The sequence below is a fragment of the Isoptericola sp. NPDC019571 genome (assembly GCF_044389385.1).
GTDB classification, from domain to species: Bacteria; Actinomycetota; Actinomycetes; order Actinomycetales; family Cellulomonadaceae; genus Isoptericola; species Isoptericola nanjingensis.
The window spans coordinates 345,663-372,118 of sequence record NZ_JBIRXZ010000002.1; the positions used below are offsets into that span (position 1 = coordinate 345,663).

Below are 26,456 nucleotides of genomic sequence, written 5' to 3' on the forward strand. Positions count from 1 at the left end.
CCGGTCGACATCGCGCGTCACGCACGCGCCCCGCGACCCGGCCCGCCGGGTGCAGGGTGCGGCCGCGTCGGCAGCGGTCCGTCCCCGGGTCCCCTGGGAACGGTGCCGACCCGGCGTGACGCCAGGGGTGCCGGGCCCGATGCCCGTCACCGACGAACCGAGTACCGCGACCGGAGCCTGCAGCAGCAGCCCGGTCGCCCGACGCGCGTGCAGCCCGGAGGATCCGGCGCACGCGGCGAAAGGACGTGTCATGGCCGTCGTGACCATGCGCCAGCTCCTCGAGAGCGGTGTCCACTTCGGACACCAGACCCGCCGTTGGAACCCGAAGATGAAGCGGTTCATCTTCACGGAGCGCAACGGCATCTACATCGTCGACCTGCAGCAGTCGCTGTCGTACATCGACCGCGCCTACGAGTTCGTCAAGGAGACCGTCGCCCACGGCGGCAGCATCCTGTTCGTCGGCACCAAGAAGCAGGCGCAGGAGCCCGTGGCCGAGCAGGCCGCCCGCGTCGGTATGCCGTACGTGAACCACCGCTGGCTCGGTGGCATGCTCACCAACTTCACCACCGTGCACAAGCGCCTCCAGCGCCTCAAGGAGCTCGAGGAGATCGACTTCGACGACGTCGCCGGTTCGGCGCTGACGAAGAAGGAGCTCCTCGTCCTGCGTCGCGAGAAGGACAAGCTCGCGCGCACGCTGGGCGGCATCCGTGACATGGCCAAGACCCCCTCGGCGGTCTGGATCGTGGACACGAACAAGGAGCACCTGGCCGTCAACGAGGCGAAGAAGCTGGGCATCCCCGTCGTCGCGATCCTCGACACCAACTGCGACCCCGACGACGTCGACTACGCCATCCCGGGCAACGACGACGCGATCCGCTCCGTCACGCTGCTCACCCGCGTGATCGCCGACGCCGCGGCCGAGGGCCTGCTGCAGCGCCACTCCGGCAAGAAGGGCGAGGCCGCGGAGACCGCCGAGGCCGAGCCGCTGGCCGAGTGGGAGCGCGAGCTCCTGGCCGGTGCCGAGGCCGCGCAGGCCGAGGCCCCCGCCGCCGAGGAGGCGCCGGCCGCCGAGGCGACCGAGGCCGCCCCGGCTGCCGAGGAGGCCCCCGCCGCCGAGGAGACGCCTGCCGCCGAGGGCGAGCAGGCCGCCGAGAAGTCCGAGTGAGTCCTCGCGGGCCGGTCACCCCCGGGTGACCGGCCCGCGGACCGCCGCACGACCCACTCCGCCCGGCACCCCGACCGGGTCCGGGCGGACCTCGAACCAGCACGGAGGACATCCATGGCGAACTACACCGCCGCTGACATCAAGGCGCTGCGCGAGCGCACCGGTGCCGGCATGCTCGACGTCAAGAAGGCGCTCGACGAGGCTGACGGCAACACCGACCAGGCGATCGAGATCATCCGCAAGAAGGGTCTGGCCCGCGCCGCCAAGCGCGAGGGCAACGCGACCACCGAGGGCCTCGTGGCCGTCAAGGTCGCCGACTCCGCGGCCGGCCAGGTCGCCACGATGATCGAGCTCGACGCCGAGACGGACTTCGTCGTCAAGAACGAGAAGTTCATCGCGCTCGCCGACGCGGTCCTCGAGGCCGTCGCCGCCGCGGGTGCCACGGACGCCGAGTCCGGCCTCGCCGCCCCGGCCGCCGAGGGCACCGTGGCCGACACGATCGCCGCTCAGGGCGCCACGATGGGGGAGAAGGTCGTGCTGCGTCGCGTGGCCCGCCTCGAGGCCCCCAAGGTGACGACCTACCTGCACAAGACGGCCAAGGACCTGCCGCCGTCGATCGGCGTGCTCGTCGCCACCGACGACGCCGCCGAGCCGGTCGCCAAGGACGTCGCGCAGCACATCGCCGCGCTGGCGCCCCGGTTCCTGTCCCGCGAGGACGTCCCCGCGGACGTCGTCGAGAAGGAGCGCGAGATCGCGCGCGAGGTCTCGATCGCCGAGGGCAAGCCCGAGGCCGCGCTCCCGAAGATCGTCGAGGGTCGCCTCAACGGCTTCTTCAAGGACGCCGTCCTCGTGGACCAGCCGCTGGCCAAGGACACGAAGACGACCGTCGCCAAGCACGTCGCCACCACCGGCGGCGCCCTGCTCGGCTTCGTCCGCTTCCGCGTCGGCAGCTGACGCCTCCCAGCGCTCAGGCCCGACCGCACCGTGCGCGGTGCGGTCGGGCCTTCGCGTACCCGCCCGCGCCCGCCCGCTGACGGGGCGGGAGCCGCCGTCCGGTGCCAGGATGCGCGGAGGGCGACACAGGACCACCGGGCGCGCACCCGCCCGACCTGCCGGTCCGTCGAGCGCGACGGCCGGCGGACGCGGAACATGCCGCAGGGCATGCGGAACAGATCAGAGAGCGACGGTGACGCACGTGACCGAGACCAACCAGACCGAGCCGACGACCACGACGGGTGAGGCGACGGGCGGGGCGACGGGCGAGACCGCACCCGCGCGCCGCGTGCTCCTCAAGCTCTCCGGCGAGACGTTCGGGGGCGGCAGCGTGGGCCTCGCGACCGACGTCGTGCGGCGGATCGCCCAGGAGATCGGCGACGCGGTCCGGCAGGGCGTGCAGGTCGCGATCGTCTCCGGCGGCGGCAACTTCTTCCGCGGCGCCGAGCTCTCCCGCGCGGGCCTGGACCGGGCGCGCGCCGACTACATGGGCATGCTCGGCACGGTGATGAACTGCCTCGCGCTGCAGGACTTCCTCGAGCAGGACGGCGTCAAGACGCGGGTGCAGACCGCGATCACCATGGGACAGGTCGCCGAGCCGTACATCCCGCTGCGCGCGATCCGGCACCTGGAGAAGGGTCGCGTCGTCATCTTCGGCGCGGGCGCCGGCATGCCGTACTTCTCCACCGACACCGTGTCGGTCCAGCGTGCCCTGGAGACGCACTGCGACGAGGTCCTCATGGGCAAGAACGGCGTGGACGCCGTCTACTCGGCCGACCCGCGCACGGACCCGGACGCCGAGCGCCTCGAGCACCTCACCTACACCGACGCCCTGGTGCGCGGCCTGAACGTGATGGACGCCACCGCGCTGTCCCTGTGCCGCGACAACGACGTGCGGATGCGTGTCTTCGGCCTCGAGGAGCCGGGTAACGTGACCCGCGCGCTGCTGGGCGAGAAGATTGGCACGCTGGTCACCACCCACTGACGCCGCACCAGCCGTACGACACTTCAGCAGCACGACGACGCACGACGACGAGAATGGAGCACCGGTGATCGACGACACCCTCCTCGAGGCCGAGGAGAAGATGGACAGGGCGATCGACGTCGCCAAGGAGGAGTTCGCGGGGATCCGCACGGGTCGCGCCAACTCGGGCATGTTCTCGAAGATCACCGTGGACTACTACGGCGCCCCGACGCCCCTGCAGCAGCTCGCGTCGTTCAACATCCCGGACGCGCGCACGGTGCTCATCACCCCGTTCGACAAGAGCTCGATGACGACCATCGAGAAGGCGCTCCGCGAGTCCGACCTGGGCGTCAACCCGTCGAACGACGGCAACGCGATCCGCATCGTCATGCCCGCCCTCACGGAGGAGCGTCGCCGCGACTACGTGAAGATGGCCAAGACGAAGGCGGAGGACGCCCGCATCTCCGTGCGGAACGTCCGCCGCAAGGCCAAGGAGGAGCTGGACCGCATCGTCAAGGACGGCGAGGCCGGCGAGGACGAGGTCACCCGGGCGGAGAAGGAGCTCGAGTCGCTGACGAAGAAGCACGTCGACGCGATCGACGTGCTGCTCGCCGGCAAGGAGAGCGAGCTGCTCGAGGTCTGATGGTGACCCATCCCCTCGAACCGGGCGAGGACGCGTCCCCGCTCGACCCGGCCACCGGCGGGGCGGCCGACCCGACGTCGTCGCGCGCCGGCCGCAACCTCCCCGTGGCCATCACGGTCGGCGTCCTGCTGCTCGTCGGCGTCGCGGCGTCCCTGTGGTTCCGGCCGGAGCCGTTCGTCGCCGTCGCCGCGGTCGCGGTCGGTGCCGCGCTGTGGGAGCTGCGGCAGGCGTTCGCCCGCCGGGACATCCACCTGCCGATCCTGCCGCTGCTCGTGGGCGGCGCGGGCATGGTGGTCTCGGCCTACACGGCGGGGCCCGAGGCGCTGCTCGTCGCGTACGTGCTGACCGTCGGCGCCGTCGTCGTCTGGCGGGTGCTGGACGGCCCCGGGCCGCAGGCGCTGCGCGACTGCGCGGCCGCGGTCTTCGCGGCCACCTACGTGCCGTTCCTGGCGGGCTTCGTCATGCTGCTGCTCGCGCAGCCGGACGGCGAGCTCCGGGTGGCCCTGTTCATCCTCCTGGCCGTGGCGAACGACACCGGTGGGTACATCGCCGGCGTGACGATGGGCCGCCACCCGCTGGCACCCACCGTGAGCCCGAAGAAGACCTGGGAGGGCCTGGCAGGATCGCTGGTCCTGGCCACGGCCGTGGGCGTCGCGGGCGCGGTGCTCGCCCTCGACGCGAGCCCGGTGCTCGGCATCGTGCTCGGTGTGCTCACCGCGATCACGGCCACCGTGGGCGACCTCGCCGAGTCGCTCATCAAGCGGGACCTAGAATTGAAGGACATGGGTTCGCTGCTCCCGGGTCACGGGGGCGTGCTGGACCGCCTCGACTCGCTGGTCGTCACCGCCCCGTTCGTGTACCTCGTGCTCACCATGGCGCCGCCCGGCGCCCTGTAAGGAACCGTCATGCCCCCCACCACCGCCCGTCCCGCGACGTCCGGCGCCGACCTCGGGATCCCCGCGGTCCGGCCCGGCGACGAGACCGCGCCGATGCCCCTGCAGATGGCGCCGCGCCGCCGGGGCAAGCCGCCGAAGCACTTCGCCGACCTCACGCCGGCCGAGCGCGTCGCGTCGATGGAGGAGATGGGGGAGAAGCCGTTCCGGGCCAAGCAGCTCGCGACGCACTACTTCCAGCACTACACGTCCGACCCGGAGCAGATGACCGACCTGCCCGCGAAGACGCGCGAGGCCATCGCGACCACGATGTTCCCGCAGCTCATCCGCCCCACCCGGCGCCTCGAGGCCGACGGCGGCACGACCGTCAAGACGCTGTGGCACCTCTTCGACGACGCCAAGGTCGAGTCGGTGCTCATGCGCTACCCGCACCGCACCACGTTGTGCGTGTCGTCGCAGGCGGGCTGCGGCATGGCGTGCCCGTTCTGCGCCACGGGCCAGCTCGGGCTCACGCGGAACCTGTCGACGGCGGAGATCCTCGAGCAGGTGCGCGCGGCGAACCGGTCGCTCGCGGAGGGCGAGATCCCCGGTGGGCCCACGCGGCTCAACAACCTCGTCTTCATGGGCATGGGCGAGCCGTTGGCCAACCCGAAGGCGGTCTTCGAGACGGTGCGCGCGCTGGTCGCGCCGCAGCCCGAGGGCTTCGGCATGTCGGCGCGGAACATCACCGTCTCGACCGTGGGGCTGGTGCCCGCGATCGAGAAGCTCACGAAGCTCGAGATCCCGGTGACGCTCGCCCTCAGCCTGCACGCTCCGGACGACGACCTGCGCAGCGAGCTCGTGCCGATCAACACCCGGTGGAGCGTGGACGAGGCGCTCGACGCCGCCCGGCGCTACTTCGAGGTGACGGGGCGGCGCGTGTCGATCGAGTACGCGCTGATCAAGGACATGAACGACCACGGCTGGCGCGCCGACCTGCTCGGGGAGAAGCTCAACGCCCGCGGGCGCGGCTGGGTGCACGTCAACCCCATCCCGCTGAACCCCACGCCCGGCTCGATCTGGACCGCGAGCGAGCGTGCCGTCGAGGACGAGTTTGTGGCACGCTTGCGCGGGCACGGCATCCCCACCACGATCCGTGACACCCGCGGGAGCGACATCGACGGCGCCTGCGGGCAGCTGGCGGCCGAGGAGGACGAGTGAGCGCACTGTTCAGCACGGTGTCCGCGATGCGCACCGGGTACGAGCGGGACGAGGTCGAGGACTTCTTCGACCACGCTCGGCAGGCGTACGAGGGACGCACCGCGGAGCCCCTGTCGCACGCCGACATCCAGGTGTCGACGTTCGACCTGGTGCGCGGTGGCTACGACACGCACGAGGTCGACGCGGCGCTGGACCGGCTCGAGGCGGCGTTCATCGCCCGTCAGCGCGCCGAGTACGTGGCAGCGCACGGTCAGGAGGCCTGGATGGCCGCGCTGGCGGACCGCGCCCGCACGATGTACGGGCGCCTGGGCCGGCCCGACGGCGAGAAGTTCGCCCCGGCCGAGCGCGGCGAGCAGGGCTACGACCCCGACGACGTCGACGCGTTGTGCGACCGGCTCGTCGCGTACTTCGACCGGCAGGAGCCGCTGTCCTCCGGGGAGATCCGTTCCGCGACGTTCGGCCGGGCCAAGGGTTCGGACGGCTACGCGGAGGGTCCCGTGGACCGCTTCTTCGCCCGCGCGATCGAGGTGCTGCTCGGGGTCGAGTGATCCCGCCGCCGCACCAGGACCGACGCCACGAGGGCCGCCGACGACGAGTCGGCGGCCCTCGTCGCGTCCGTCACCGGCCGGCGGGCGAGGTGGCCGCGGCCTCCGACAGGAGGGCGGCCTGCTCGGTGCGGGTGAGGACGTCACGGATCGTGTCGCGGCTGCGGGTGAGGCAGGCGATCTTGTCCTCGATGCCGACGAGCTCGCCGGCCAGCATCTCCGCGACGGTGCGGGGGCAGGTCGGCGCCTCGGCGGTGCTCGTCTCCTCCATGTCGAGCAGCACCTTGATCAGGCGCGTGGGGATGCCGGCGCGCACCATCCCGGCCACCCTGGACACGCGCTCGACGTCGTCGTCGGAGTAGGTGCGGTACCCGTTCGGCGCGCGGTCGGCCACGAGCAGGCCCTGCTGCTCGTAGTAGCGCACGAGGCGCGGTGCCACTCCCGCGCGACGCGCGAGCTCGCCGATCTTCATCGTGCTCCTCCCGAGGTGACCGAGGTCACGCTTGACATTGACATCAATGTCAAACTCTAGCGTCGGTCGCATGACGACACCACGCACGACCCCCACCATGTCCGACCGGCTCCCGTGGCTCTCGCTCCTCGTCCTCGGCGCGGCCACGTTCACCATGGTCACGGCCGAGATGCTGCCGACCGCCGTGCTGCCGCAGATGAGCGCCGGGCTCGGGGTGGACGAGGCGAGCACCGGTCTGCTCGTGTCCGTGTGGGCGGCCACCGTCGTGGTGGCGAGCTTCCCGCTCGTGCGGCTCGTCGCCGGCACGGACCGGCGTGCCGTGATCACGGTCGCGCTCGGCGTCCTGGCCGCGTCCTCCCTCGCCACGGCGCTGGCGCCGACCTACGGCGTCGCCGTGGGGGCGCGGCTGGTGGGCGCGGCCGCCGTCGGCCTCCTGTGGGCGTCCGCGAACGCGCACGTCGCCGACCTGGTGCCCGACCGGCTGCTCGCCCGCTCGATCGCCGTGGTGCTGGGCGGCGCCACCCTGGGCATGGTGCTCGGAACGCCGCTCGCCAGCCTCGTGACCCGTGCGGTGGGCTGGCGGGCGGCGTTCGCCGGTCTCGCGCTGCTGACGCTGGTGGTCGCCGTCCTGGTGCGGCTCGTCGTCGCGCGTGCGGCCGCGCCCGCCACGGCCCGGCCCGGTGAGGGGGTGACTCCGGGCGCCCCGGGGCCCGCGCCGGCCGGAGGGCCCGGTCCGATGATCACGGTCACGGCGATCGTCGGGGTGCTGCTGGTAGGGCACTACGGCGCGTACACGTACGTGACGCGCATCGTCGAGGTGCCGGCCGACGCGCTGCCGGGCGGCGTGAGCGGGCTGCTCCTGGTGTTCGGCCTCGCGTCCGCCCTGGGCGTGGTCCTCGCCGGCCGGTTCGGGGCCCGGACCGCGCCGGTGCTCGCGCTCGCCGCCGGCGGGACCGCGCTCGCCCTGCTCGGGCTGGCGGTGGTGGACGTGCATCCCGCCCTCGGCGTGGCCGTCGTCGTGCTGTGGGGCGTGTCGTCGGGCGCGCTGCCGCCCCTGGCGCAGACGCTGATCCTGCGCCTCGGCGGGCCCGAGCGGCGGGCGACGTCGTCGGCGCTGATCCCGGTGGTGTTCAACGGCGGCATCGCCGTCGGTGCCGCGCTGGCGTCGTGGGTCGTGGCCGGCGGCGGCGTCGGGGCGCTGCCGGTCCCGGCCGCCGTCGTGGTCGCCGTGACCGCCGTCGCGCTCGGCGCCGGGGCGCGGGTCTGGTCGACGCCGGCAGCCGTGGAGGGCGACGGCGGCCGCGCCGGTGGCACGGTGGCAGAGAGGCCCGCCGGGGTCTGAGCCCCGTCCGTCAGCAGGCGGGGGCGAGGGCGTCGCCGCTGCCCGTGTCGAGGTAGGCGTCGGACACCCAGTTGCTCGGGCCGATGCGGTACCAGAGGTTCGTCGTGCCGCGGGTGCCCGTGACCGTCTGCCCGCGCGCGCTGCACAGCAGCGGCACGCGCGCGGCGTCGGCGGCGGCGCCGGTCCACCGGTAGCCGGTGCCCGGCCCGGTGCGGACGTTGAGGGTGCCGCCGTCGGCCGAGACGATCCCCGTATGTGCGGACCCCTGCCAGAGGTAGGTCACGTCGATCCAGGCGTTGGAACGCAGGCCCAGGCCGTCCCGGTAGGTGCCGTCCGCGAGGTCGATGCCCGCCGGGTTGGTCACGGTGCGCCCGAAGAGGTCCTTGCCGCCGTGGTGGCCGAGCCGGTAGGCCGCGGAGGCCTGCGGGGTGCCCCGCGGCAGGTCGCGGGCGGCATGACGGGTGGAGCTCCAGTAGTCGTCGGTGGTGTTCCACGGGCCGACGTCCCACACCGGCGCGTACTCGCACCGCGTGCTGTCCGCCCGGCACGCCCGGACGCTGAACGCGCCGTCGCCGTCCGCGGACAGGGCCCGGCGCGAAGGCAGGGCGACGAAGTGGTCCCGCTTCTCGATCTTGTGGCCGTTCGCGGTGTGCTTGCCCACCAGGCCCTCGCGGGTCGCGAAGATGCGGTGGGTCTCGCCGTCGCCGTCCGCGGCGGCGGGTGCCGCCAGCCCGACGACCGCCCCGGTGACGAGGGTGGCGATCCCGGCGAAGGTGGCCATGGCGCGCTTGCCGACTATCACGCGATAAGTACACATGGATGCGAACGTAACCGGCGTCACATCCCGTCGCGACCGGGCGCGGGGAAGGTCCCGTCCGGAAGTCAAGCACCGGAGCGGGTGAATTAATTCCACGCCGTTCCGCGGTGTGTCGGCCAACCGGGCGACGGGCGGTAGAGGCGCGAGAACGCCTGGGATGATGGGCGCCATGCCCGACCACACGCCCGACCACACGCCCGACCACACGCCCGACCACACGCCCGACCACAGGACCGAGCAGGTGTCCGACCAGCACACCCGTACCGTCACGCTCCTCGGCTCCACCGGCTCGATCGGTACCCAGGCGATCGACGTCGTGCGTGCCCACCCCGGGCGGTTCCGGGTCGAGGCGCTGAGCGCGGGCGGGTCCGACGTCGCGCTGCTCGCGCAGCAGGTCGCGACCGTGGGGGCGCGCGCGGTGGCCGTCGCGGACGACGCCCGTGCGGACGACCTGCGGGCCGCCCTGGTCGAGCGGCTCGGCGCCGCGGCGGGCGACGTCGAGGTGCTCGCCGGGCCCGACGCGGCGACCGAGCTCGCGGGTCGCGGCAGCGACGTCCTCCTCAACGGCATCACCGGGTCGGTGGGCCTGCGGCCCACGCTCGCGGCGCTCGCGGGCGGCTCGACGCTGGCGCTGGCGAACAAGGAGTCGCTCGTGGTGGGCGGCTCGCTGGTCAAGGCCGCGGCCGCGCCCGGGCAGATCGTGCCGGTGGACTCCGAGCACTCGGCGATCGCCCAGGCGCTGCGCGGGGGCGCGCGCGACGAGGTGCGACGGCTGGTCCTCACGGCCTCCGGCGGGCCGTTCCGCGGCCGCAGCCGCGACGACATCAAGAAGGTCACGGTCGACGAGGCGCTCGCCCACCCCACCTGGGCCATGGGGCCCGTGGTGACGGTGAACTCCGCCTCGCTGATGAACAAGGGCCTCGAGCTCATCGAGGCGCACCTGCTGTTCGACGTGCCGGCGGAGGACATCACCGTGGTGGTGCACCCGCAGTCGGTCGTGCACTCGATGGTCGAGTTCCACGACGGCTCCACGCTCGCGCAGGCCTCCCCGCCCGACATGAGGCTGCCCATCGCGCTCGGGCTGTCCTGGCCGGATCGCCTCGACGTCGTCTCGCCGCCGTGCGACTGGAGCCGAGCGGCGTCGTGGACGTTCGAGCCCCTCGACGAGACGACGTTCCCCGCTGTCGGGCTGGCCCGCGCGGCCGTCGCGGCGTCCGCCACGCACCCCGCGGTCTACAACGCCGCGAACGAGCAGGGCGTCGCGGCCTTCCTCGGCGGGCGCATCGGCTTCCTCGACATCGTCGAGACCGTGGAGCGGGTGCTGGCCGAGCACGACGGGGTGGCCGCCGCCGACGTCACCCTCGATGTCGTCGAGGGCGTCGAGCGCTGGGCGCGGGCGCGCGCCGACGAGATCCTCGCGCGGTCCTGACGAACCCTCCACGCGCGCGCGGCAGGGGCGTGCGGCGGGTGGCCGCGGGTGTCCTAGGCTCGAGGCCGTGGACGTTTTCTCCTGGGTGGTCGGCATCGCGGTGATGGTGGTGGGCCTCGCCCTCTCCATCGGCCTGCACGAGGTGGGCCACATGGTCCCCGCGAAGAAGTTCGGCGTGCGGGTGAGCCAGTACATGGTGGGCTTCGGCCCCACGCTGTGGTCGCGCACCAAGGGGGAGACGGAGTACGGGGTCAAGGCCATCCCGCTCGGCGGCTACGTGCGGATGGTCGGCATGATGCCGCCCGCGCCCGAGGGCACCCGCCGCCGCGGGGGGTTCTTCGGGCAGGCGATCGCCGACGCGCGCGACGCGTCCGTGAGCGAGATCCTCCCCGGCGAGGAGCACCGCGCCTTCTACCACCTGTCCACGCCCAAGAAGCTGGTCGTCATGCTGGGTGGCCCGGTGATGAACCTCCTCATCGCGGTGGTGCTCACGTTCGTCGTGCTCGTGGGCATCGGTGCGCCGACCGTGACCACGACCGTCGGTGCGGTGAGCGAGTGCACGCCCACGTCGACCACGGCGGACGGGGCGCCGGTGTGCGGGGACGGCGCCGCGCCCTCGCCGGCCGCCGCGGCGGGCCTGCAGCCGGGCGACGAGATCGTCGAGTGGGACGGCACGGCGGTGACGTCGTGGGACGAGCTCTCCGGAGCCATCGCGGACGCCCCCGACCAGCAGGTCCCGGTGGTGGTGCTGCGCGACGGCGCCGAGGTCCCGCTGACCGTGACGACGTCGGACCGGCAGGTCCCCGTGGTCGAGGCCGACGGCACCGCGAAGGTCGGCGCCGACGGGCAGCCGGTCACCGAGACGGCGGGGTTCCTGGGCGTCACACCGACCCAGGAGTACGAGCCGCTGCCGGTCTCGACCGTCCCGGAGGCGGTCTGGCAGCAGGTCTCGGGCACGGCGGGCATGATCGTCACGCTCCCGGTGCGCATCGGCGACGCGGCCGTGCAGGCGTTCACCGACGAGCCGCGGTCGCAGGACTCCGTCGTGTCGGTCGTCGGGGTCGGCCGGATGGCCGTGGACGCCGTCGCCGCGGACGCGCCCGTGATCAGCACGCTGCAGTTCCTGCTGAGCCTGCTGGCCGCGCTCAACGTGGCGCTCTTCGTCTTCAACCTCATCCCGCTGCTGCCGCTGGACGGCGGGCACGTCGTCAACGCCCTGTACGAGGGCGCCAAGCGCACGGTCGCGCGGCTGCGCGGGCTCCCGCGACCAGGCCCGGCCGACGTCGCGCGGATGATGCCGGTGGCGTACGTGATGTTCGTCGTGCTCGTGGGCACGGGAGCGATCCTCATCGTCGCGGACCTGGTGGACCCGGTCCGCCTGGGCTGACGCCCGGACCCGAGCGGGCCCGCGCCGGGTGAAGGTCCTGCGGACGAACGCGCGGTGATTCCGTGCCCGTCAGGTGCCCGCGTGCGTAGCACCCGCCCGCAGGCGCGATACTGGCACCGTGACTGCGATCAATCTCGGCATGCCTACCCCGCCCGCGCCCACGTTGGCCCCGCGCCGCAAGTCCCGCAAGATCCAGGTGGGCAAAGTGGCCGTCGGCGGCGACGCACCGATCAGCATCCAGTCCATGACGACGACCCCGACCACGGACATCAACGCGACGCTGCAGCAGATCGCCGAGCTGACCGCCGCGGGCTGCGACATCGTGCGCGTCGCGGTGCCGACCATCGACGACGCCGACGCGCTGCCCGCCATCGCGAAGAAGTCGCAGATCCCCGTGATCGCGGACATCCACTTCCAGCCCAAGTACGTGTTCGCCGCGATCGACGCCGGCTGCGCCGCCGTGCGTGTGAACCCGGGCAACATCCGCAAGTTCGACGACCAGGTCAAGGAGATCGCCAAGGCCGCCTCCGACGCCGGGGTCTCGCTGCGGATCGGCGTCAACGCCGGGTCCCTCGACAAGCGCCTGCTGGAGAAGTACGGCAAGCCGACCGCGGAGGCGCTGGTCGAGTCCGCGGTGTGGGAGGCGAGCCTGTTCGAGGAGCACGGCTTCCACGACTTCAAGATCTCCGTGAAGCACAACGACCCGGTGGTCATGGTGCGCGCGTACGAGCTGCTCGCCCAGCGCGGCGACTGGCCCCTGCACCTCGGCGTCACCGAGGCGGGCCCCGCGTTCCAGGGCACGATCAAGTCCGCCACCGCGTTCGGCGCGCTGCTGAGCCAGGGCATCGGCGACACGATCCGGGTGTCGCTGTCCGCGCCGCCGGTCGAGGAGGTCAAGGTCGGCACGCAGATCCTGCAGGCGCTGAACCTGCGGCCCCGCAAGCTCGAGATCGTCTCCTGCCCGTCGTGCGGCCGGGCCCAGGTCGACGTCTACACGCTGGCCGAGAAGGTCACGGCGGGTCTCGAGGGCATGACGGTCCCGCTGCGCGTCGCGGTCATGGGCTGCGTCGTCAACGGCCCGGGCGAGGCGCGCGAGGCCGACCTCGGTGTCGCGTCGGGCAACGGCAAGGGCCAGATCTTCGTCAAGGGCGAGGTCATCAAGACCGTCCCGGAGGCGATGATCGTCGAGACCCTCATCGAGGAGGCGATGCGCATCGCCGAGACGATGCCCGCCCCCGAGAACGAGGCCCAGGCCGGGGCCCCGGAGGTCACGGTCGGCTGACGGTTCGGCCCGAGGGGCCGCACCGAGGGGCCGCATCGGGGACGATGGCGGGAGGGCCCACGACGGCGAAGGGGGCGTGATGGGCGGCTGGCGACCGGCGGTGCGGGCGCGCGGCGACGCGCGCGGCCTCGACGCGCGGCGACCCCGGGCCCGTGTCCTCGGCCAGGAGGACCTCGCCGAGGCGCGCGCCCTGTGCGCCCGCGACCCGGTGACGTCGGTGCTCGCCGCGGCGCGGCTCGAGGTGGCGGCAGTGGCGGGCTTCGCCGCGGCAGGCGGGCAGGCGTGGGGCTTCCCCGCCACGGGCCCGCTCGTCGCGGTCTGCTGGTCCGGGGCGAACCTCGTCCCCGTGCTGTCCCCGGACCTCGTGGGTCGCGACGCGGACGACGCCGTCGCCGCGTTCGCCGCGACGGCCCGCGCGCAGGGCCGGCGCTCGTCGTCGATCGTGGGGGACCGGACGGCGGCCCTCGCGCTGTGGGACCTGCTCGCGCCCCGCTGGCCCCCTGCGCGCGAGGTGCGCGCCGACCAGCCGTCGCTGGCGATCGCCCGCGACCCGGACGTCGAGCCTGACGCGCTGGTGCGCCGTTCCACCCTCGGCGAGGTGGATGCCGTGCTGCCCGCCTGCGTGCGCATGTTCGCGGAGGAGGTCGGGTACGCGCCGGCCGCGTCGCCCGGCAGCGCGTACGCCCTGCGGGTGCGCTCCCTCGTGGCCGAGGGGCGGTCGTTCGTGCGCATGGAGGCGCCCGGCTCCGCCCCGGGCACGGGCACGGGGCCGGGGCCGGGGCCGTTCGTCGCCTTCAAGGCAGAGCTGGGCGCGGTCGCGGGCGGGGTCGCGCAGGTGCAGGGCGTGTGGGTCGACCCGCTGCGCCGCGGCCGCGGCCTGGCCGCGCCCGGCATGGCCGCCGTCGTCGTCGCGACGCGGCGCGAGGTGGCTCCCGTGGTCTCCCTGTACGTCAACGCGTTCAACGCGCCGGCGCTCGCCACCTACCGACGCGTGGGCTTCGAGCAGGTCGGCACGTTCACGACGGTGCTGTTCTGACGTGCCGGCGTTACCGGATCCGTCCGGATCGTGAGATGGTACGCGGCGTGACGACGCATGCGACGTGGGGTGCACGGGTGTCCGAGGCGCTGGTGGGTGCCGAGTGAGGGCGCTGTACAAGCCGGGGCCGGGCCCCGGGCTGGAGCTGGTGGAGCGTCCCGAGCCGGAGGCCGGCATCGGCGACGTGAAGATCCGCGTGCTGCGCACCGGCATCTGTGGCACCGACCTGCACATCGACCGCTGGGACGACTGGGCCGCCTCGACCATCGCGGCGCCGCTGGTGCCGGGCCACGAGTTCGTCGGCGAGGTCGTCGCGGTCGGTGAGATGGTGCACGACGTCGCCGTGGGCGACCTCGTGTCGGGCGAGGGGCACATCGTGTGCGGCACCTGCCGCAACTGCCGCGCCGGGCGCCGCCAGATGTGCATCCGCACCCAGGGCCTCGGCCTGCACCGCGACGGCGCGTTCGCCGAGTACGTCGTGCTGCCGGCCACGAACGTGTGGGTGCACCACGCCGACGTCGACCTGGACGTCGCGGCGATCTTCGACCCGCTGGGCAACGCGGTGCACACGGCGCTCGCGTTCCCGGTGATCGGGGAGGACGTCCTCGTCTCGGGCTGCGGCCCCATCGGGCTCATGGCGATCGCCGTCGCGCGGCACGCGGGCGCGCACCTCGTGGTCGGCACCGACGTCAGCCCGGCGAGGCTCGAGATGGCGAAGGCCATGGGCGCCGATGCCGCCCTCGACGTCCGCACGGCGCGGGTGGCCGACGCGCAGCGCGAGCTGGGGCTGCGCGAGGGGTTCGACGTCGGCTTCGAGATGAGCGGCGCGCCGAGCGCGCTGCCGGAGATGATCGCCAACATGAACCACGGCGGGCGGATCGCGATGCTCGGCCTGCCGTCGGGGCCGATCGCCGTCGACTGGGGCACGGTCGTGACCCACATGCTCACGCTCAAGGGCATCTACGGGCGCGAGATGTTCGAGACCTGGCAGGCGATGGACGCGATGCTGCGCACCAGCGCGACGCTGCGCACGGCGATCGCGTCCGTCGTCACGGACCGGCTCCCCGCGAGCCGCTGGCGCGATGGCTTCGAGGCCGCGGCGTCCGCGCACGGCGGCAAGGTCGTGCTCGACTGGACGGACTGGGACGACGGTGCGCGGGACGGCGCGCAGCACGAGGCGCAGGACGACGAGGGGAAGGCGTAGCGATGTACGGGACGTTCCGGGAGCACCTGGCGGGGCAGCTCGCCGAGATCGAGAGCGCGGGCCTCACGAAGCACGAGCGCGGCATCGCCGGCCCGCAGGGCGCGCGCATCCGCGCGGACGGCGCCGAGCTGCTGAACTTCTGCGCCAACAACTACCTCGGGCTGGCCGACGACCCGCGCATCGTCGCGGCGGCCCGGCACGCCCTCGACACGTGGGGCTACGGGCTGGCCAGCGTCCGGTTCATCTGCGGCACGCAGGACCAGCACCGCGCCCTGGAGGAGCGCCTGGCGGGGTTCCTCGGGACGGACGACTCGATCCTGTTCTCGTCGTGCTTCGATGCCAACGGCGGGGTCTTCGAGACGCTGTTCGGCGCGGACGACGCGATCGTGTCCGACGCCCTCAACCACGCCTCGCTCATCGACGGCATCCGCCTGTCCAAGGCCGCCCGCTTCCGCTACCGCAACCGGGACATGGCCGACCTCGAGGACCAGCTGCGCGCCGCCCGCGACGGCGGGGCCAGGCACGTCGTGGTCGTCACCGACGGCGTCTTCTCGATGGACGGCTACCTGGCGCCGCTGCGGGAGATCTGCGACCTGGCCGACCGGTACTCCGCCCTCGTCCTGGTCGACGACTCGCACGCGGTGGGCTTCATGGGCGAGCACGGGCGGGGGACGCCGGAGCTGCTCGGAGTCGCCGACCGCGTGGACATCCTCACGGGCACGTTCGGCAAGGCCCTCGGCGGCGCGTCCGGCGGCTACGTCGCGGCGCACCAGGAGATCGTCGACCTGCTGCGCCAGCGCGCCCGCCCGTACCTGTTCTCGAACACCCTCGCGCCGACGATCGTGGCGGGCACCCTCACGGCGCTCGACCTCGTGGAGGGGTCGGGGGACCTGCGCGCCCGCCTGACCGAGAACGCCGCCCTGTTCCGCCGGCTCATGACGGAGGCGGGCTTCGACCTGCTGCCCGGCGAGCACCCGATCGTGCCCGTGATGTTCGGCGACGCCGTGCTCGCGGCGAGGGTGGCGGCGGCGATGGGGGAGCGCGGCGTGTACGTCACGGCCTTCTCGTTCCCGGTCGTGCCGCGCGGCGAGGCCCGCATCCGCGTGCAGCTGTCCGCCGCGCACACGCCCGAGCAGGTCCGTGCGTGCGTCGACGCCTTCGTCGCCTCGCGCGACGCCGTCGCGGCGGGCTGACCGGCTACTTCAGCAGCCTCGACATCCTCCGGTCGGCGAGCACCTGCCCGCCGGTCTGGCAGGTGGCGCAGTACTGCAGCGAACGGTCGGCGAAGCTCACCTCGCGCACGACGTCGCCGCAGACGGGGCACGCCTCGCCCGTCCGGCCGTGCACGCGCATCCCGGCGCGCTTGGCGTCCTTGAGCTCCTTGGCCGGCTTGCCCGACGACGCCGCGACGGCGTCGCGCAGGGTGGTCGCGACGGCGTCGTGCAGCGCCGCGGCCTCCGGCGGCGTGAACGACCGGGTGAGCTTGAACGGCGAGACCTTCGCGACGTGCAGGATCTCGTCGGAGTAGGCGTTGCCGATGCCGGCGATCGCGCGCTGGTCGCGCAGCAGGCCCTTGACCTGCTGGTTCCTCTCCTGCATCAGCGCGGCGAGCGCCTCCGGGGTGAAGTCGTCCGAGAGCGGGTCCACGCCGAGCGTGGCGACCTGCTCCACCTCCCGCGGGTCGCGCACCACGTGCACCGCCAGGCGCTTGCGGGTGCCCGCCTCGGTGAGGTCGAACCCGGCGCCGTCGTCCAGCCGCACGCGCAGGGCCAGCGCGGACCCGCGCGACGATCCGCCCATCCGCGGGCGGACCGGTGTCGTGGGAGCCTGGTCCGACCAGCGCACCCACCCGCCGCGGGAGAGGTGGAACAGCAGGTGCACCTGGTCGCCGTCCGGGCCGGCCGTGAGATCGAGCCACTTGCCGTGGCGCGCGACGCCGCGGACCTCCTGCCCGACGAGCGCCGTCACCGGCGGGTCGAAGGTCTTGAGCGCGGCGATGGCCGCGACGTCGGCGGCGACGACGCGGTGGCCGGACGTACGAGCGTCGAGGAACTCCGCCAGCGCCTGCACCTCGGGAAGCTCGGGCATGCGGCCATGCTGCCAGCCGGGCCCGACGCCGACCAGGGGAAGGATCCTGCGGGCGACCGGGGATCCGGGCGACCGGGGGAACCCCGGGGCGCCGCTAGGCTTGCCCCCATGTCGATCGTGTCCGCCCGTCAGCCCCGGGGCGACCTGCTCCGCCTGTCCCAGCTCTTCGTCCGCACCCTGCGGGAGGACCCGGCCGACGCCGAGGTCGCGAGCCACCGCCTGCTGGTGCGCGCCGGCTACATCCGCCGCGCCGCCCCCGGCGTCTACTCCTGGCTGCCGCTGGGCCTGCGGGTCCTCGCCAAGGTCGAGGCCGTCGTCCGCGAGGAGATGGACGCGATCGGCGCGCAGGAGGTGCACTTCCCGGCGCTGCTGCCGCGGGAGCCGTACGAGGCCACCGGCCGCTGGACCGAGTACGGGCCCAACATCTTCCGGCTGAAGGACCGCAAGGAGGCCGACTACCTCCTCGCGCCCACGCACGAGGAGATGTTCACCCTGCTGGTGAAGGACCTGTACTCCTCGTACAAGGACCTGCCCCTGTCGCTGTACCAGATCCAGACCAAGTACCGCGACGAGGCGCGGCCCCGGGCGGGCCTCATCCGCGGCCGCGAGTTCATCATGAAGGACTCGTACTCCTTCGACGTCGACGACGCCGGCCTCGACGCGAGCTACGCCAAGCACCGCGCCGCCTACCAGAGGATCTTCGACCGCTTCGGCTTCGAGTACGTCATCGTGTCGGCGCACGCCGGCGCGATGGGTGGCTCGAAGTCGGAGGAGTTCCTCGCCAAGTCGGCGATCGGCGAGGACACCTACGTCGAGTGCAAGGCGTGCGGCTACGCCGCGAACGTCGAGGCCGCGCGGGCGCCCGTGCCCGACCCGGTCCCGTTCGAGGGCACCGCCGAGGCCCACGCCGAGGACACCCCGGGCACGCCGACGATCGACTCGCTGGTGGACCACCTCAACGAGCGCTTCCCGCGCGAGGACCGCCCCTGGGCGGCGGGGGACACGCTCAAGAACGTCCTGTTCCGGCTGGACCTCCCCGACGGCAGCACCGAGGCCGTCGCGATCGGCGTCCCCGGCGACCGCGAGGTGGACGTCAAGCGCATGGAGGCCGCGTTCTACCCGGCCGAGTTCACGCCGTTCGGCGACGAGGACTTCGCCGCCCGGCCGGACCTCGCCAAGGGGTACATCGGGCCGGGGGCCCTGGGCGAGGACAAGCCGTCGAAGGTCCGCTACCTGCTCGACCCCCGCGTGGTCGAGGGCACCCGCTGGGTGACCGGTGCCGATGTCGCCGGGCGCCACGTGCTCGACCTCGTCGCGGGCCGCGACTTCACTGCGGACGGCACCATCGAGGTCGCCGAGGTGTGGCCCGGCGACCCGTGCCCCAACGGCGACGGCATCCTCGAGACGGCCCGCGGCATCGAGATGGGCCACGTGTTCCAGCTCGGCCGCAAGTTCGCGGAGGCGCTCGACCTCAAGGTGCTGGACGAGAACGGCAAGGCCGTCACCGTCACGATGGGCTCCTACGGCGTGGGGGTCACCCGCGCGGTCGCCGCGATCGCCGAGGACAACCACGACGACAAGGGCCTCGCCTGGCCCGCCCAGGTGGCGCCCGCGCACGTGCACGTCGTCGCGACGGGCAAGGGCACCGAGGTCTTCGACGCCGCCGAGAAGTTCGCCACCGAGCTGGTCGACGCGGGCGTCGAGGTGATCTACGACGACCGCCCCAAGGTGTCGCCCGGCGTGAAGTTCGCCGACGCGGAGCTGTTCGGGGTGCCGTTGATCGTCGTCGTCGGCCGCGGCCTGGCGGACGGCCTGGTGGAGGTGCGACCCCGCGCGGGGGCGTCGGAGCAGGTCCCGGTGGCCGACGCCGCGCGGGTCGTGACCGAGCGCGTGGCCGCCCTGCTGGCGGACTGACCCACCGGACGGTCCCCGCGGAAGCCTAGGCGGCCGCGTCGTCCCCGGCCTGCTCCGGCAGGCCGGGGAACGGCTCGGGCTCGGCGCCCCAGTCGTCGAGGGCCACGGCGGAGTCGACCAGCAGGTCGACGAGCACCGCGCGGGTGCCGGCCGCCGTCGTGCCCACGAGGGTCGCGTAGTCGGTGGCGAGGTCGGTCTCCAGGTCGATCACCAGGGCCTTGTCCCCCTGGTCCGCGACCCGCGGCACGGCGTAGGCGGCGCGCCGCGGGTCGTCCGCCGTCGCCTGCGTGCCCGCCACGGCGGCCCACCCGTCCGCCCGCTGCGCGTGCACGGCGACCCGCTCGAGCAGCCGGTCGCGCGTCGTGCCGGAGCCGATCGCCGCGCGCAGCTGCAGCGCGTAGCGGGTCGCGTCCTCGGACACGACGAGAGTGCTCAGGTCGTGGGGTGTGAGCCCCTCGGGCACGGTGTCGTCGTCCTGCGCGCTGCTGTCCCCGGCGTCCTGCCCGGTCGCCGTGGCGTCGTCCGTCGGGGAGCCGGGGGAGGCCGCCTCCTGCGGGGCGTCCTCCTCGGCGTCGTCCTCGTCGCCCTCGTCGCCCTCGTCGCCCTCGTCGCCCTCGTCGCCCGCGTCGGCGTCCGCAGGCTCCGGCACGCGGGGTTCGACGATGTCGGGACCGTCGACGTCGACCAGCGCCGCGAGGCGCTCGCCCGAGACGGTCTGCGCCGCGCCGACCGACGCCAGCAGCCGGGCCAGCGGCCCGTCGCCGGTGCTCCCGGCGGCCGTCCGCGACCGGGCGGCCGCGTCGTCGAGCGCCTCGACGACGTCGGCCGGGGTCGCCTTGTCCCAGGCCGAGGACGGTGCGTCCGTGGGGGCGCCGGTGGCGAGCCCGGAGTCGTACTCGCCGCCCAGCGCCTCGGCCTGCTCGCGCGAGTCCGCGGCGATGCGCGTGAGCTCGGCGACGACCCGCTTGCGCGACGTGGGGAGCTCCTCGAGCGCGGCCTCGGCGCCGTCGGCCACGAGGAGGGCGTCCGCGACGGCGGTGCGGCGCACCACCTCGAGGCTGTCGGGCACCGGCTCGCCCGCGGGCGGGGCCTCCAGCCGCACGCCGCACCCCGCCAGGAGCCCGACGGCGAGCAGCGCCCCCGCGGCGACGGCCACGGGGCGGTGCTGCCGGGCGGTGGGCACGCCCGCGCCGGTCACGTCGTCGGCGGCGGACCGGTCGGGGGCGGGCTGAGGTTCCATCGAGGCCGATGATGCCACGCGCGCGACCCCGTCCGTGTGACGTTCCTCCGCCCGTCACGGGCGCCGGACGGCGCGGGACGGCCCCGTCGTTCGTTACGCTGGTCGCTGCACACAACGACACACCGGCCGCGGGACGTCCCGGCGCGGGAGCACACGGCAGTCCACGACGTGACCCACGGGAGGCAGGGATGGCAGCGCAGCACGGCCGCACCACGGCGGGCGGAGCGAAGGCCGAGGCGGTGCGGCGGGTCGTCACCCCGGCGGTCGACGGCGCGGGCCTGTACCTCGAGGACGTCGTCGTCACGCAGGCCGGCGCGAAGTCGGTCGTGCGCGTCACCGTGGACCTCCCCGAGGACGTGCTGGGCAGCCTCGACTCCGACACGCTCGGCGACGTCTCGCGCGCGGTCTCCGCGGCGCTGGACGCCGACGACGTCGTCCCCGGTGCGTACACGCTCGAGATCTCGACGCCCGGCACCTCCCGGCCGCTGACCGAGCTGCGCCACTTCCGGCGCGCGCGCGGCCGCCTGGTCGTGCTGCGGCTGCGCGCCGGCGGCACGACGTCGGGCCGCCTGACGGAGGTCGAGCCCGGCACGGGCGACGCGGGCGAGGACGCGGTGCTGGTGCTCGAGGACGGCACCCGGGTGCCCCTCGCCGACGTGCGCCAGGGCAAGATCGAGGTCGAGCTGAAGCGCCTGGACGAGGCGCCCCACGAGACAGACACGGACACGGGCGCCGCCCGGGACCACACCACGGGCTCCGCCCGTCACGAGGAGGGCTGACGATGGACATCGACATGAGCACGCTTCGGCTGCTGGAGCGGGAGCGGGACATCAGCCTCGACGTCCTCGTGGAAGCGATCGAGCAGGCGCTGCTGTCGGCCTACCACCGCACGCCCGACGCCTACCCGCGCGCCCGCGTCGAGGTGGACCGCAAGTCCGGGCACGTCGCCGTGTGGGCGCGCGAGGAGATCCGTACGCCGGACCCCGAGGACCCGGAGGCGCGGCCCACGATCGAGCTCGGGCCCGAGTTCGACCACACGCCCGCCGACTTCGGCCGCATCGCGACCGCGACGGCCCGGCAGGTCATCGTGCAGCGCCTGCGCGACGCCGAGGACGACCAGGTGCTCGGCATGTTCCGCGGCAAGGAGGGCGAGGTCCTCGCGGGCGTCATCCAGCAGGGCCGCGACCCGCGCGTCGTCCTCGTGGACGTCGGCGGCACGGAGGCCGTCCTGCCCCCGCACGAGCAGGTGCCCACCGAGGAGTACGTGCACGGCGAGCGGCTGCGCGCCTACGTGGTCGAGGTGTCCCGCGGCATGAAGGGCGCCCAGGTGGTGCTGAGCCGCACGCACCCGGGCCTCGTGCGCAAGCTGTTCGAGCTCGAGGTCCCGGAGATCGCGGACGGCGCCGTCGAGATCACGGCGATCGCCCGCGAGGCGGGCCACCGCTCCAAGGTCGCCGTCCGGTCCAAGGTGGCCGGGCTGAACGCCAAGGGCGCCTGCATCGGCCCGATGGGCGCGCGCGTGCGTGCCGTCATGGCGGAGCTGCACGGGGAGAAGATCGACATCGTCGACCACAGCGACGACCCGGCCCGCTTCGTGGCCAACGCGCTCTCGCCCGCCCGTGTGACCTCCGTCACCGTGGTCGACGCCGACGCCAAGGCCGCGCGGGCCGTGGTGCCGGACTACCAGCTGTCGCTCGCGATCGGCAAGGAGGGGCAGAACGCCCGTCTCGCCGCGAAGCTGACGGGCTGGCGGATCGACATCCGGTCGGACGAGGCGGCGCCCGCCGGGGGCGCTGCCGAGGGCGACGACGCAGGTGGGGCCGCGGCGAGCCGCGGGGCCGAGGACTGAGGCCGGTCACGGCACGTGGGTCGTCGCGCTAGACTGTCGGGGACCGGGCCACGCGCCCAGCCCTCGACCTCCCCTCGCACCCCTCCGGAAACCTCCGGCCCGGTGCGGACGTGCGTCGGGTGCCGGGAGCGTGACCAGCGGTCCGCTCTTCTGCGGCTGGTGCTCGAGCCGTCGGGACGCGAGGAAGTCCTCGTGGTCGACATGCGAGGGTGCCTGCCGGGGCGTGGCGCCTGGATCCATCCGACGCCCGCCTGCCTGGCGCTCGCCGAGCGTCGTCGGGCCGTGCCGCGCGCTCTGCGCGTCACCGGTCCCCTCGACCTCTCCGGCGTCCGGGAACACCTGGAGCGGCGAGACCGTTGAGTCCCTCCGGTCCGCACCGCCACCCGGCGGCCGGACCATCGCGACCGAGCACGCTCGGCCGCACCCACTGAAGTCGACAAGGAAGCGGGTCAGAAGCCGATGGGCACCCGATGAGTTCCGTGCGATGAGTACTCGGTACTAACGACGGTCCTCCCTGTCTCGCAGGAGGGCCGAGACAGGAGAGTTGTGGCGAAGATCCGCGTTCACGAGCTGGCCAAGCAGCTCGGGGTGGAGAGCAAGACCCTGCTCGCCGACCTGAAGTCGGCGGGCGAGTTCGTCCGTTCGGCGTCCTCGACGCTCGAGGCACCGGTCGAGCGAGCCATGCGCGACAAGTACAAGGACGCGGCCCCCGCGTCCTCGGGCGCCCCGGCGAGCAAGTCCGCCGAGCCGAAGGCTGCGGCGCCCCGCGCCGAGCAGCAGGCGGTTCCGGCGAAGCCCGCCCCCAAGCCCGCCGCGCAGAAGCCGACCCCCGCGCCCGAGGCCGAGGCGCCCGCCGCCCCGGCGGCGGCCGCGACCCCCGCCGCGGCGGCGCCGGAGGCCCCGGCCAAGCCCGCCACCCGTCCCGGTGCGCCGACCCCCGGTCCGCGTCCCGCGGCGCCGAAGCCGGCGCCGGCCGCGCGCGAGCAGCGCGACGGCGGCCGTGACGGTGGTCGTGACGGCAAGGGCGGCCGCGCCCCGCGCCCCGGCAACAACCCGTTCGCGTCCAGCCAGGGCATGCCGCGCCAGGGGCAGCGCCCCGGCGGCGCCGGTGGCCCGCGCCCGGGCAACAACCCGTTCGCGTCGAGCCAGGGCATGCCGCGCCCCGGCCAGCGCCCGGACCGCGGCGAGGCCGCGCCCGAGCGTTCGGGCGAGCGTCCCGGCGGTCCCCGTCCGGGCGGTCCCCGCCCCGGCGGCCCGCGTCCCGCGGCGCCTCGTCCCGGCGGCCCGCGCCCCAACCCCGGCATGATGCCGGGCAAGACCTCGATGCCGCGTCCCGGCGAGCGCCCCGCGCCCGCGGGCGGCGGCCGTGGCGGCGGTCGCGGTGGTGGCCCCGGCGGCGGTGGTGGCGGCGGCTTCCGTCCCGGCGGTGGCGGCGGCTTCGGCGGCCGTCCCGGCGGTCGCGGCGGTGCCGGTCGCGGTTCCACGCAGGGTGCGTTCGGCCGTGCAGGCGGCCGTCCGGTCCGTGGGCGGAAGTCGAAGCGCGCGAAGCGGCAGGAGTTCGAGCAGATGCAGGCGCCGTCGCTCGGCGGCGTGCAGGTGCCCCGCGGCAACGGTTCGACCGTCGTCCGCCTGCGTCACGGCTCGTCGTTGAACGACTTCGCCGACAAGATCGACGCGAACCCCGCGAGCCTGGTCACGGTGCTGTTCCACCTCGGTGAGATGGCGACCGCGACGCAGTCGCTGGACGAGGACACGTTCGGCACGCTGGCCTCCGAGCTCGGCTACGTCATCGAGATGGTGTCGGCCGAGGAGGAGGACCGCGAGCTGCTCGGGGCCTTCGACATCGACCTCGACGCCGAGCTCGAGGGCGAGTCGGACGACGAGCTCATGCCGCGTCCGCCGGTCGTCACCGTCATGGGTCACGTCGACCACGGCAAGACGCGTCTTCTCGACGCGATCCGCCAGACCGACGTCGTCTCCGGCGAGGCCGGCGGCATCACCCAGCACATCGGTGCGTACCAGGTGCGTCGTGAGCACGAGGGCGTCGACCGTCCGATCACCTTCATCGACACCCCGGGTCACGAGGCGTTCACCGCCATGCGTGCCCGTGGTGCCCAGGTGACGGACATCGCGATCCTCGTGGTCGCCGCCGACGACGGCGTCATGCCGCAGACGGTGGAGGCGCTGAACCACGCCCAGGCGGCCAACGTGCCGATCGTGGTCGCGGTGAACAAGGTGGACAAGGAGGGGGCGAACCCCGACAAGATCCGCCAGCAGCTCACCGAGTACAACCTGGTGGCCGAGGAGTACGGCGGCGAGACGATGTTCGTCGACGTCTCCGCGAAGCAGAACCAGGGCATCGACCAGCTCCTCGAGGCGGTGCTGCTCACGGCGGACGCCTCGCTGGACCTGCGGGCGAACCCGGACAAGGACGCCCGAGGCGTGGCCATCGAGGCCAACCTCGACAAGGGCCGCGGCGCCGTCGCGACCGTCCTCGTCCAGTCGGGCACCCTGCGCGTCGGTGACGCGATCGTCGCGGGCACGGCTCACGGCCGCGTGCGCGCCATGTTCGACGAGCACGGCGAAGCCGTGACCGAGGCGGGCCCGGCCCGGCCGGTCCTGGTGCTCGGTCTCGCGTCGGTGCCGAGCGCCGGCGACACCTTCCTGGTGGCGCCGGACGAGCGCACGGCCCGCCAGATCGCCGAGAAGCGCGAGGCCGCCGAGCGTGCCGCCCTCCTGGCCAAGCGCCGCAAGCGCATCAGCCTCGAGGACTTCACGCAGGCGCTCCAGCAGGGCAAGGTCGAGACCCTCAACCTGGTCCTCAAGGGCGACGTCTCCGGTGCCGTGGAGGCCCTGGAGGACGCCCTGCTCAAGATCGACGTCGGCGACGAGGTCGAGCTGCGCGTCATCCACCGCGGTGTGGGTGCGATCACGCAGAACGACGTCAACCTGGCCACGGTCGACAACGCGGTCATCATCGGCTTCAACGTGAAGTTCGGCGAGCGCGTCGAGGACCTCGCGGACCGCGAGGGCGTCGAGGTCAAGTTCTACTCGGTCATCTACCAGGCGATCGACGACGTCGAGGCGGCCCTCAAGGGGATGCTCAAGCCGGAGTACGAGGAGGCCCAGCTGGGCACGGCGGAGATCCGCCAGGTCTTCCGCTCCTCGAAGTTCGGCAACATCGCGGGCTCGATCGTCCGGTCGGGCACCATCCGCCGCAACACGAAGGCGCGCGTCCTGCGCAACGGCAAGATCGTCGGGGACGACCTCACGATCGAGTCGCTGCGTCGCGAGAAGGACGACGTCACCGAGGTCCGCGAGGGCTTCGAGTGCGGTATCGGCCTGGGGTCGTTCAACGACGTCACCGAGGGTGACATCATCGAGACCTTCGAGATGCGCGAGAAGCCGCGCGCCTGACGGTCGCGCCGCAAGGTACAGCCCGACGGCGTCCCGACCCGCCCCGCTTCGACAGGAGCAGGGCAGGGCGGGGCGCCGTCGGCGTCGAGAGAGGGAGACACCCATGCCCGGACCCAAGGGCGAAAGGCCCGAGAACCCGCGTGCCCGCAAGCTCGCGGACCGCATCAAGGAGATCGTCGCGCAGCTGCTCGACACACGGATCAAGGACCCGCGTCTCGGCTTCGTCACCGTGACGGACGTCCGGGTCACGGGCGACCTGCAGAACGCCTCGGTGTTCTACACGGTGCTCGGCACGGACGAGGAGCGGGCGGGCACCGCGGCGGCCCTGGAGAGCGCCAAGGGCGTGATCCGCTCGGAGGTCGGCAAGCAGACCGGCGTGCGGCTCACCCCGACCCTCGAGTTCTTCCTGGACTCGATGCCGGAGAACGCCGCGCACCTGGACGCCGCGCTCCTCGAGGCGCAGCGCCGGGACGCCGAGCTCGCCGCCCTGCGCGAGGGCAAGGGCTTCGCCGGCGAGGAGGACCCGTACCGCAAGCCGCGCGAGGACGACGAGGACGAGGCGTGAGCCAACGCCCG

General features: G+C 73.7%; 24 protein-coding genes. 20 read left to right on the top strand and 4 right to left on the bottom strand.

The features are described from left to right. Positions 1-250 precede the first annotated feature (250 nt). From rpsB to ACH443_RS04975, 7 genes are all read left to right on the top strand, one after another. Positions 251-1,165: a 30S ribosomal protein S2 gene (rpsB, locus tag ACH443_RS04945; RefSeq protein WP_429762281.1), complete on the top strand. Its 915-nt coding sequence runs from the start codon at positions 251-253 to the stop codon at positions 1,163-1,165. A 114-nt stretch (positions 1,166-1,279) separates the two neighbouring features. Then, positions 1,280-2,119 carry a translation elongation factor Ts gene (tsf, locus tag ACH443_RS04950; protein WP_429762280.1) on the top strand — a complete coding sequence of 280 codons (840 nt, stop codon included), beginning with the start codon at positions 1,280-1,282 and terminating at the stop codon, positions 2,117-2,119. 232 nt (positions 2,120-2,351) lie between these two features. Further along, positions 2,352-3,143, top strand: coding sequence for a UMP kinase (gene pyrH / locus ACH443_RS04955; RefSeq protein ID WP_429762279.1), 792 nt, complete (start codon positions 2,352-2,354; stop codon positions 3,141-3,143). Positions 3,144-3,207: 64 nt separating this feature from the next. Continuing rightward, positions 3,208-3,765, top strand: coding sequence for a ribosome recycling factor (frr, locus tag ACH443_RS04960; protein ID WP_429762278.1), 558 nt, complete (start codon positions 3,208-3,210; stop codon positions 3,763-3,765). Continuing rightward, entirely contained in the window at positions 3,765-4,661 is an 897-nt protein-coding gene (locus tag ACH443_RS04965) for a phosphatidate cytidylyltransferase (RefSeq protein ID WP_430555845.1), read from the top strand. Before frr ends, ACH443_RS04965 begins: the two co-directional genes overlap by 1 nt. A gap of 105 nt (positions 4,662-4,766) precedes the next feature. Further along, positions 4,767-5,858: a 23S rRNA (adenine(2503)-C(2))-methyltransferase RlmN gene (gene rlmN, locus ACH443_RS04970; RefSeq protein ID WP_429762676.1), complete on the top strand. Its 1,092-nt coding sequence runs from the start codon at positions 4,767-4,769 to the stop codon at positions 5,856-5,858. After that, positions 5,855-6,406 (top strand): DivIVA domain-containing protein, encoded by a 552-nt coding sequence (locus ACH443_RS04975; RefSeq protein WP_429762277.1) that lies wholly within the window; start codon positions 5,855-5,857, stop codon positions 6,404-6,406. The genes rlmN and ACH443_RS04975 overlap by 4 nt, the downstream gene beginning before the upstream one ends. 70 nt (positions 6,407-6,476) lie before the next feature. On the opposite strand, the gene ACH443_RS04980 is transcribed toward ACH443_RS04975, so the two are convergent. Beyond that, positions 6,477-6,875, bottom strand: coding sequence for a MerR family transcriptional regulator (locus ACH443_RS04980; RefSeq protein ID WP_429762276.1), 399 nt, complete (start codon positions 6,873-6,875; stop codon positions 6,477-6,479). A gap of 70 nt (positions 6,876-6,945) precedes the next feature. Between ACH443_RS04980 and ACH443_RS04985 the strand changes: the two genes are divergently transcribed. After that, positions 6,946-8,217, top strand: coding sequence for an MFS transporter (locus ACH443_RS04985; RefSeq protein WP_430589630.1), 1,272 nt, complete (start codon positions 6,946-6,948; stop codon positions 8,215-8,217). A gap of 10 nt (positions 8,218-8,227) precedes the next feature. Here the strand turns inward: ACH443_RS04985 and ACH443_RS04990 are convergent, their stop codons facing one another. Continuing rightward, positions 8,228-8,998, bottom strand: coding sequence for a hypothetical protein (locus tag ACH443_RS04990; RefSeq protein ID WP_430589631.1), 771 nt, complete (start codon positions 8,996-8,998; stop codon positions 8,228-8,230). A 277-nt stretch (positions 8,999-9,275) separates the two neighbouring features. On the opposite strand from ACH443_RS04990, the gene dxr reads away from it, so the two are divergent. The 6 genes from dxr to ACH443_RS05020 all read left to right on the top strand — a co-directional run bounded on the left by dxr (position 9,276) and on the right by ACH443_RS05020 (position 16,565). Continuing rightward, the gene (dxr, locus tag ACH443_RS04995) at positions 9,276-10,463 is read left to right on the top strand and encodes a 1-deoxy-D-xylulose-5-phosphate reductoisomerase (RefSeq protein ID WP_430589726.1); all 1,188 of its coding nucleotides are present in this window, start codon (positions 9,276-9,278) and stop codon (positions 10,461-10,463) included. Between the two features lie 67 nt (positions 10,464-10,530). Then, positions 10,531-11,850 carry a M50 family metallopeptidase gene (locus tag ACH443_RS05000; RefSeq protein WP_430589632.1) on the top strand — a complete coding sequence of 440 codons (1,320 nt, stop codon included), beginning with the start codon at positions 10,531-10,533 and terminating at the stop codon, positions 11,848-11,850. A gap of 139 nt (positions 11,851-11,989) precedes the next feature. Continuing rightward, on the top strand, positions 11,990-13,132 hold the full coding sequence (ispG, locus tag ACH443_RS05005) for a flavodoxin-dependent (E)-4-hydroxy-3-methylbut-2-enyl-diphosphate synthase (RefSeq protein WP_430555850.1): 1,143 nt from the start codon (positions 11,990-11,992) through the stop codon (positions 13,130-13,132). Positions 13,133-13,211: 79 nt separating this feature from the next. Next, positions 13,212-14,168: a GNAT family N-acetyltransferase gene (locus ACH443_RS05010; protein WP_430589633.1), complete on the top strand. Its 957-nt coding sequence runs from the start codon at positions 13,212-13,214 to the stop codon at positions 14,166-14,168. Between the two features lie 103 nt (positions 14,169-14,271). Beyond that, complete coding sequence (gene tdh, locus ACH443_RS05015) at positions 14,272-15,372, top strand: L-threonine 3-dehydrogenase (protein ID WP_430589634.1); 1,101 nt, start codon at positions 14,272-14,274, stop codon at positions 15,370-15,372. Positions 15,373-15,374: 2 nt separating this feature from the next. Next, the gene (locus tag ACH443_RS05020; RefSeq protein ID WP_429762269.1) at positions 15,375-16,565 is read left to right on the top strand and encodes a glycine C-acetyltransferase; all 1,191 of its coding nucleotides are present in this window, start codon (positions 15,375-15,377) and stop codon (positions 16,563-16,565) included. 4 nt (positions 16,566-16,569) lie between these two features. Here ACH443_RS05020 and ACH443_RS05025 read toward each other — a convergent pair whose 3' ends face one another. Continuing rightward, positions 16,570-17,460, bottom strand: a complete 891-nt coding sequence (locus ACH443_RS05025) for an Fpg/Nei family DNA glycosylase (protein WP_430589635.1) — start codon at positions 17,458-17,460, stop codon at positions 16,570-16,572. A 108-nt stretch (positions 17,461-17,568) separates the two neighbouring features. On the opposite strand from ACH443_RS05025, the gene ACH443_RS05030 reads away from it, so the two are divergent. After that, positions 17,569-19,374 (top strand): proline--tRNA ligase, encoded by a 1,806-nt coding sequence (locus ACH443_RS05030; protein ID WP_430589636.1) that lies wholly within the window; start codon positions 17,569-17,571, stop codon positions 19,372-19,374. A gap of 25 nt (positions 19,375-19,399) precedes the next feature. On the opposite strand, the gene ACH443_RS05035 is transcribed toward ACH443_RS05030, so the two are convergent. Beyond that, positions 19,400-20,614, bottom strand: coding sequence for a DUF4439 domain-containing protein (locus ACH443_RS05035; RefSeq protein ID WP_430589637.1), 1,215 nt, complete (start codon positions 20,612-20,614; stop codon positions 19,400-19,402). A 188-nt stretch (positions 20,615-20,802) separates the two neighbouring features. Here ACH443_RS05035 and rimP point away from each other — a divergent pair, with 188 nt between their 5' ends. The 5 genes from rimP to rbfA all read left to right on the top strand — a co-directional run bounded on the left by rimP (position 20,803) and on the right by rbfA (position 26,445). Further along, positions 20,803-21,393: a ribosome maturation factor RimP gene (gene rimP / locus ACH443_RS05040; protein ID WP_429762264.1), complete on the top strand. Its 591-nt coding sequence runs from the start codon at positions 20,803-20,805 to the stop codon at positions 21,391-21,393. A 2-nt stretch (positions 21,394-21,395) separates the two neighbouring features. After that, on the top strand, positions 21,396-22,463 hold the full coding sequence (gene nusA, locus ACH443_RS05045) for a transcription termination factor NusA (protein WP_430589638.1): 1,068 nt from the start codon (positions 21,396-21,398) through the stop codon (positions 22,461-22,463). Between the two features lie 102 nt (positions 22,464-22,565). Further along, positions 22,566-22,823, top strand: a complete 258-nt coding sequence (locus ACH443_RS05050; protein ID WP_430589639.1) for a YlxR family protein — start codon at positions 22,566-22,568, stop codon at positions 22,821-22,823. A gap of 186 nt (positions 22,824-23,009) precedes the next feature. Further along, a complete protein-coding gene (gene infB, locus ACH443_RS05055) occupies positions 23,010-25,880 on the top strand; it encodes a translation initiation factor IF-2 (protein WP_430555858.1) in 2,871 nt (956 codons plus the stop codon). A 103-nt stretch (positions 25,881-25,983) separates the two neighbouring features. Beyond that, positions 25,984-26,445 carry a 30S ribosome-binding factor RbfA gene (gene rbfA, locus ACH443_RS05060; RefSeq protein WP_430589640.1) on the top strand — a complete coding sequence of 154 codons (462 nt, stop codon included), beginning with the start codon at positions 25,984-25,986 and terminating at the stop codon, positions 26,443-26,445. The last annotated feature ends 11 nt before the right edge of the window (positions 26,446-26,456 follow it).

Excerpts from the sequence above, each read along its gene's own strand:
- rpsB (WP_429762281.1), top strand. The coding sequence starts at position 251 with ATGGCCGTCGTGACCATGCGCCAGCTCCTCGAGAGCGGTGTCCACTTC.
- tsf (WP_429762280.1), top strand. The coding sequence starts at position 1,280 with ATGGCGAACTACACCGCCGCTGACATCAAGGCGCTGCGCGAGCGCACC.
- ACH443_RS04965 (WP_430555845.1), top strand. The coding sequence starts at position 3,765 with ATGGTGACCCATCCCCTCGAACCGGGCGAGGACGCGTCCCCGCTCGAC.
- rlmN (WP_429762676.1), top strand. The coding sequence starts at position 4,767 with ATGGCGCCGCGCCGCCGGGGCAAGCCGCCGAAGCACTTCGCCGACCTC.
- ACH443_RS04980 (WP_429762276.1), bottom strand. The coding sequence starts at position 6,875 with ATGAAGATCGGCGAGCTCGCGCGTCGCGCGGGAGTGGCACCGCGCCTC.
- ACH443_RS04985 (WP_430589630.1), top strand. The coding sequence starts at position 6,946 with ATGACGACACCACGCACGACCCCCACCATGTCCGACCGGCTCCCGTGG.
- ACH443_RS04990 (WP_430589631.1), bottom strand. The coding sequence starts at position 8,998 with ATGGCCACCTTCGCCGGGATCGCCACCCTCGTCACCGGGGCGGTCGTC.
- ispG (WP_430555850.1), top strand. The coding sequence starts at position 11,990 with ATGCCTACCCCGCCCGCGCCCACGTTGGCCCCGCGCCGCAAGTCCCGC.
- ACH443_RS05010 (WP_430589633.1), top strand. The coding sequence starts at position 13,212 with ATGGGCGGCTGGCGACCGGCGGTGCGGGCGCGCGGCGACGCGCGCGGC.
- ACH443_RS05020 (WP_429762269.1), top strand. The coding sequence starts at position 15,375 with ATGTACGGGACGTTCCGGGAGCACCTGGCGGGGCAGCTCGCCGAGATC.
- ACH443_RS05025 (WP_430589635.1), bottom strand. The coding sequence starts at position 17,460 with ATGCCCGAGCTTCCCGAGGTGCAGGCGCTGGCGGAGTTCCTCGACGCT.
- ACH443_RS05030 (WP_430589636.1), top strand. The coding sequence starts at position 17,569 with ATGTCGATCGTGTCCGCCCGTCAGCCCCGGGGCGACCTGCTCCGCCTG.
- ACH443_RS05035 (WP_430589637.1), bottom strand. The coding sequence starts at position 20,614 with ATGGAACCTCAGCCCGCCCCCGACCGGTCCGCCGCCGACGACGTGACC.
- rimP (WP_429762264.1), top strand. The coding sequence starts at position 20,803 with ATGGCAGCGCAGCACGGCCGCACCACGGCGGGCGGAGCGAAGGCCGAG.
- nusA (WP_430589638.1), top strand. The coding sequence starts at position 21,396 with ATGGACATCGACATGAGCACGCTTCGGCTGCTGGAGCGGGAGCGGGAC.
- rbfA (WP_430589640.1), top strand. The coding sequence starts at position 25,984 with ATGCCCGGACCCAAGGGCGAAAGGCCCGAGAACCCGCGTGCCCGCAAG.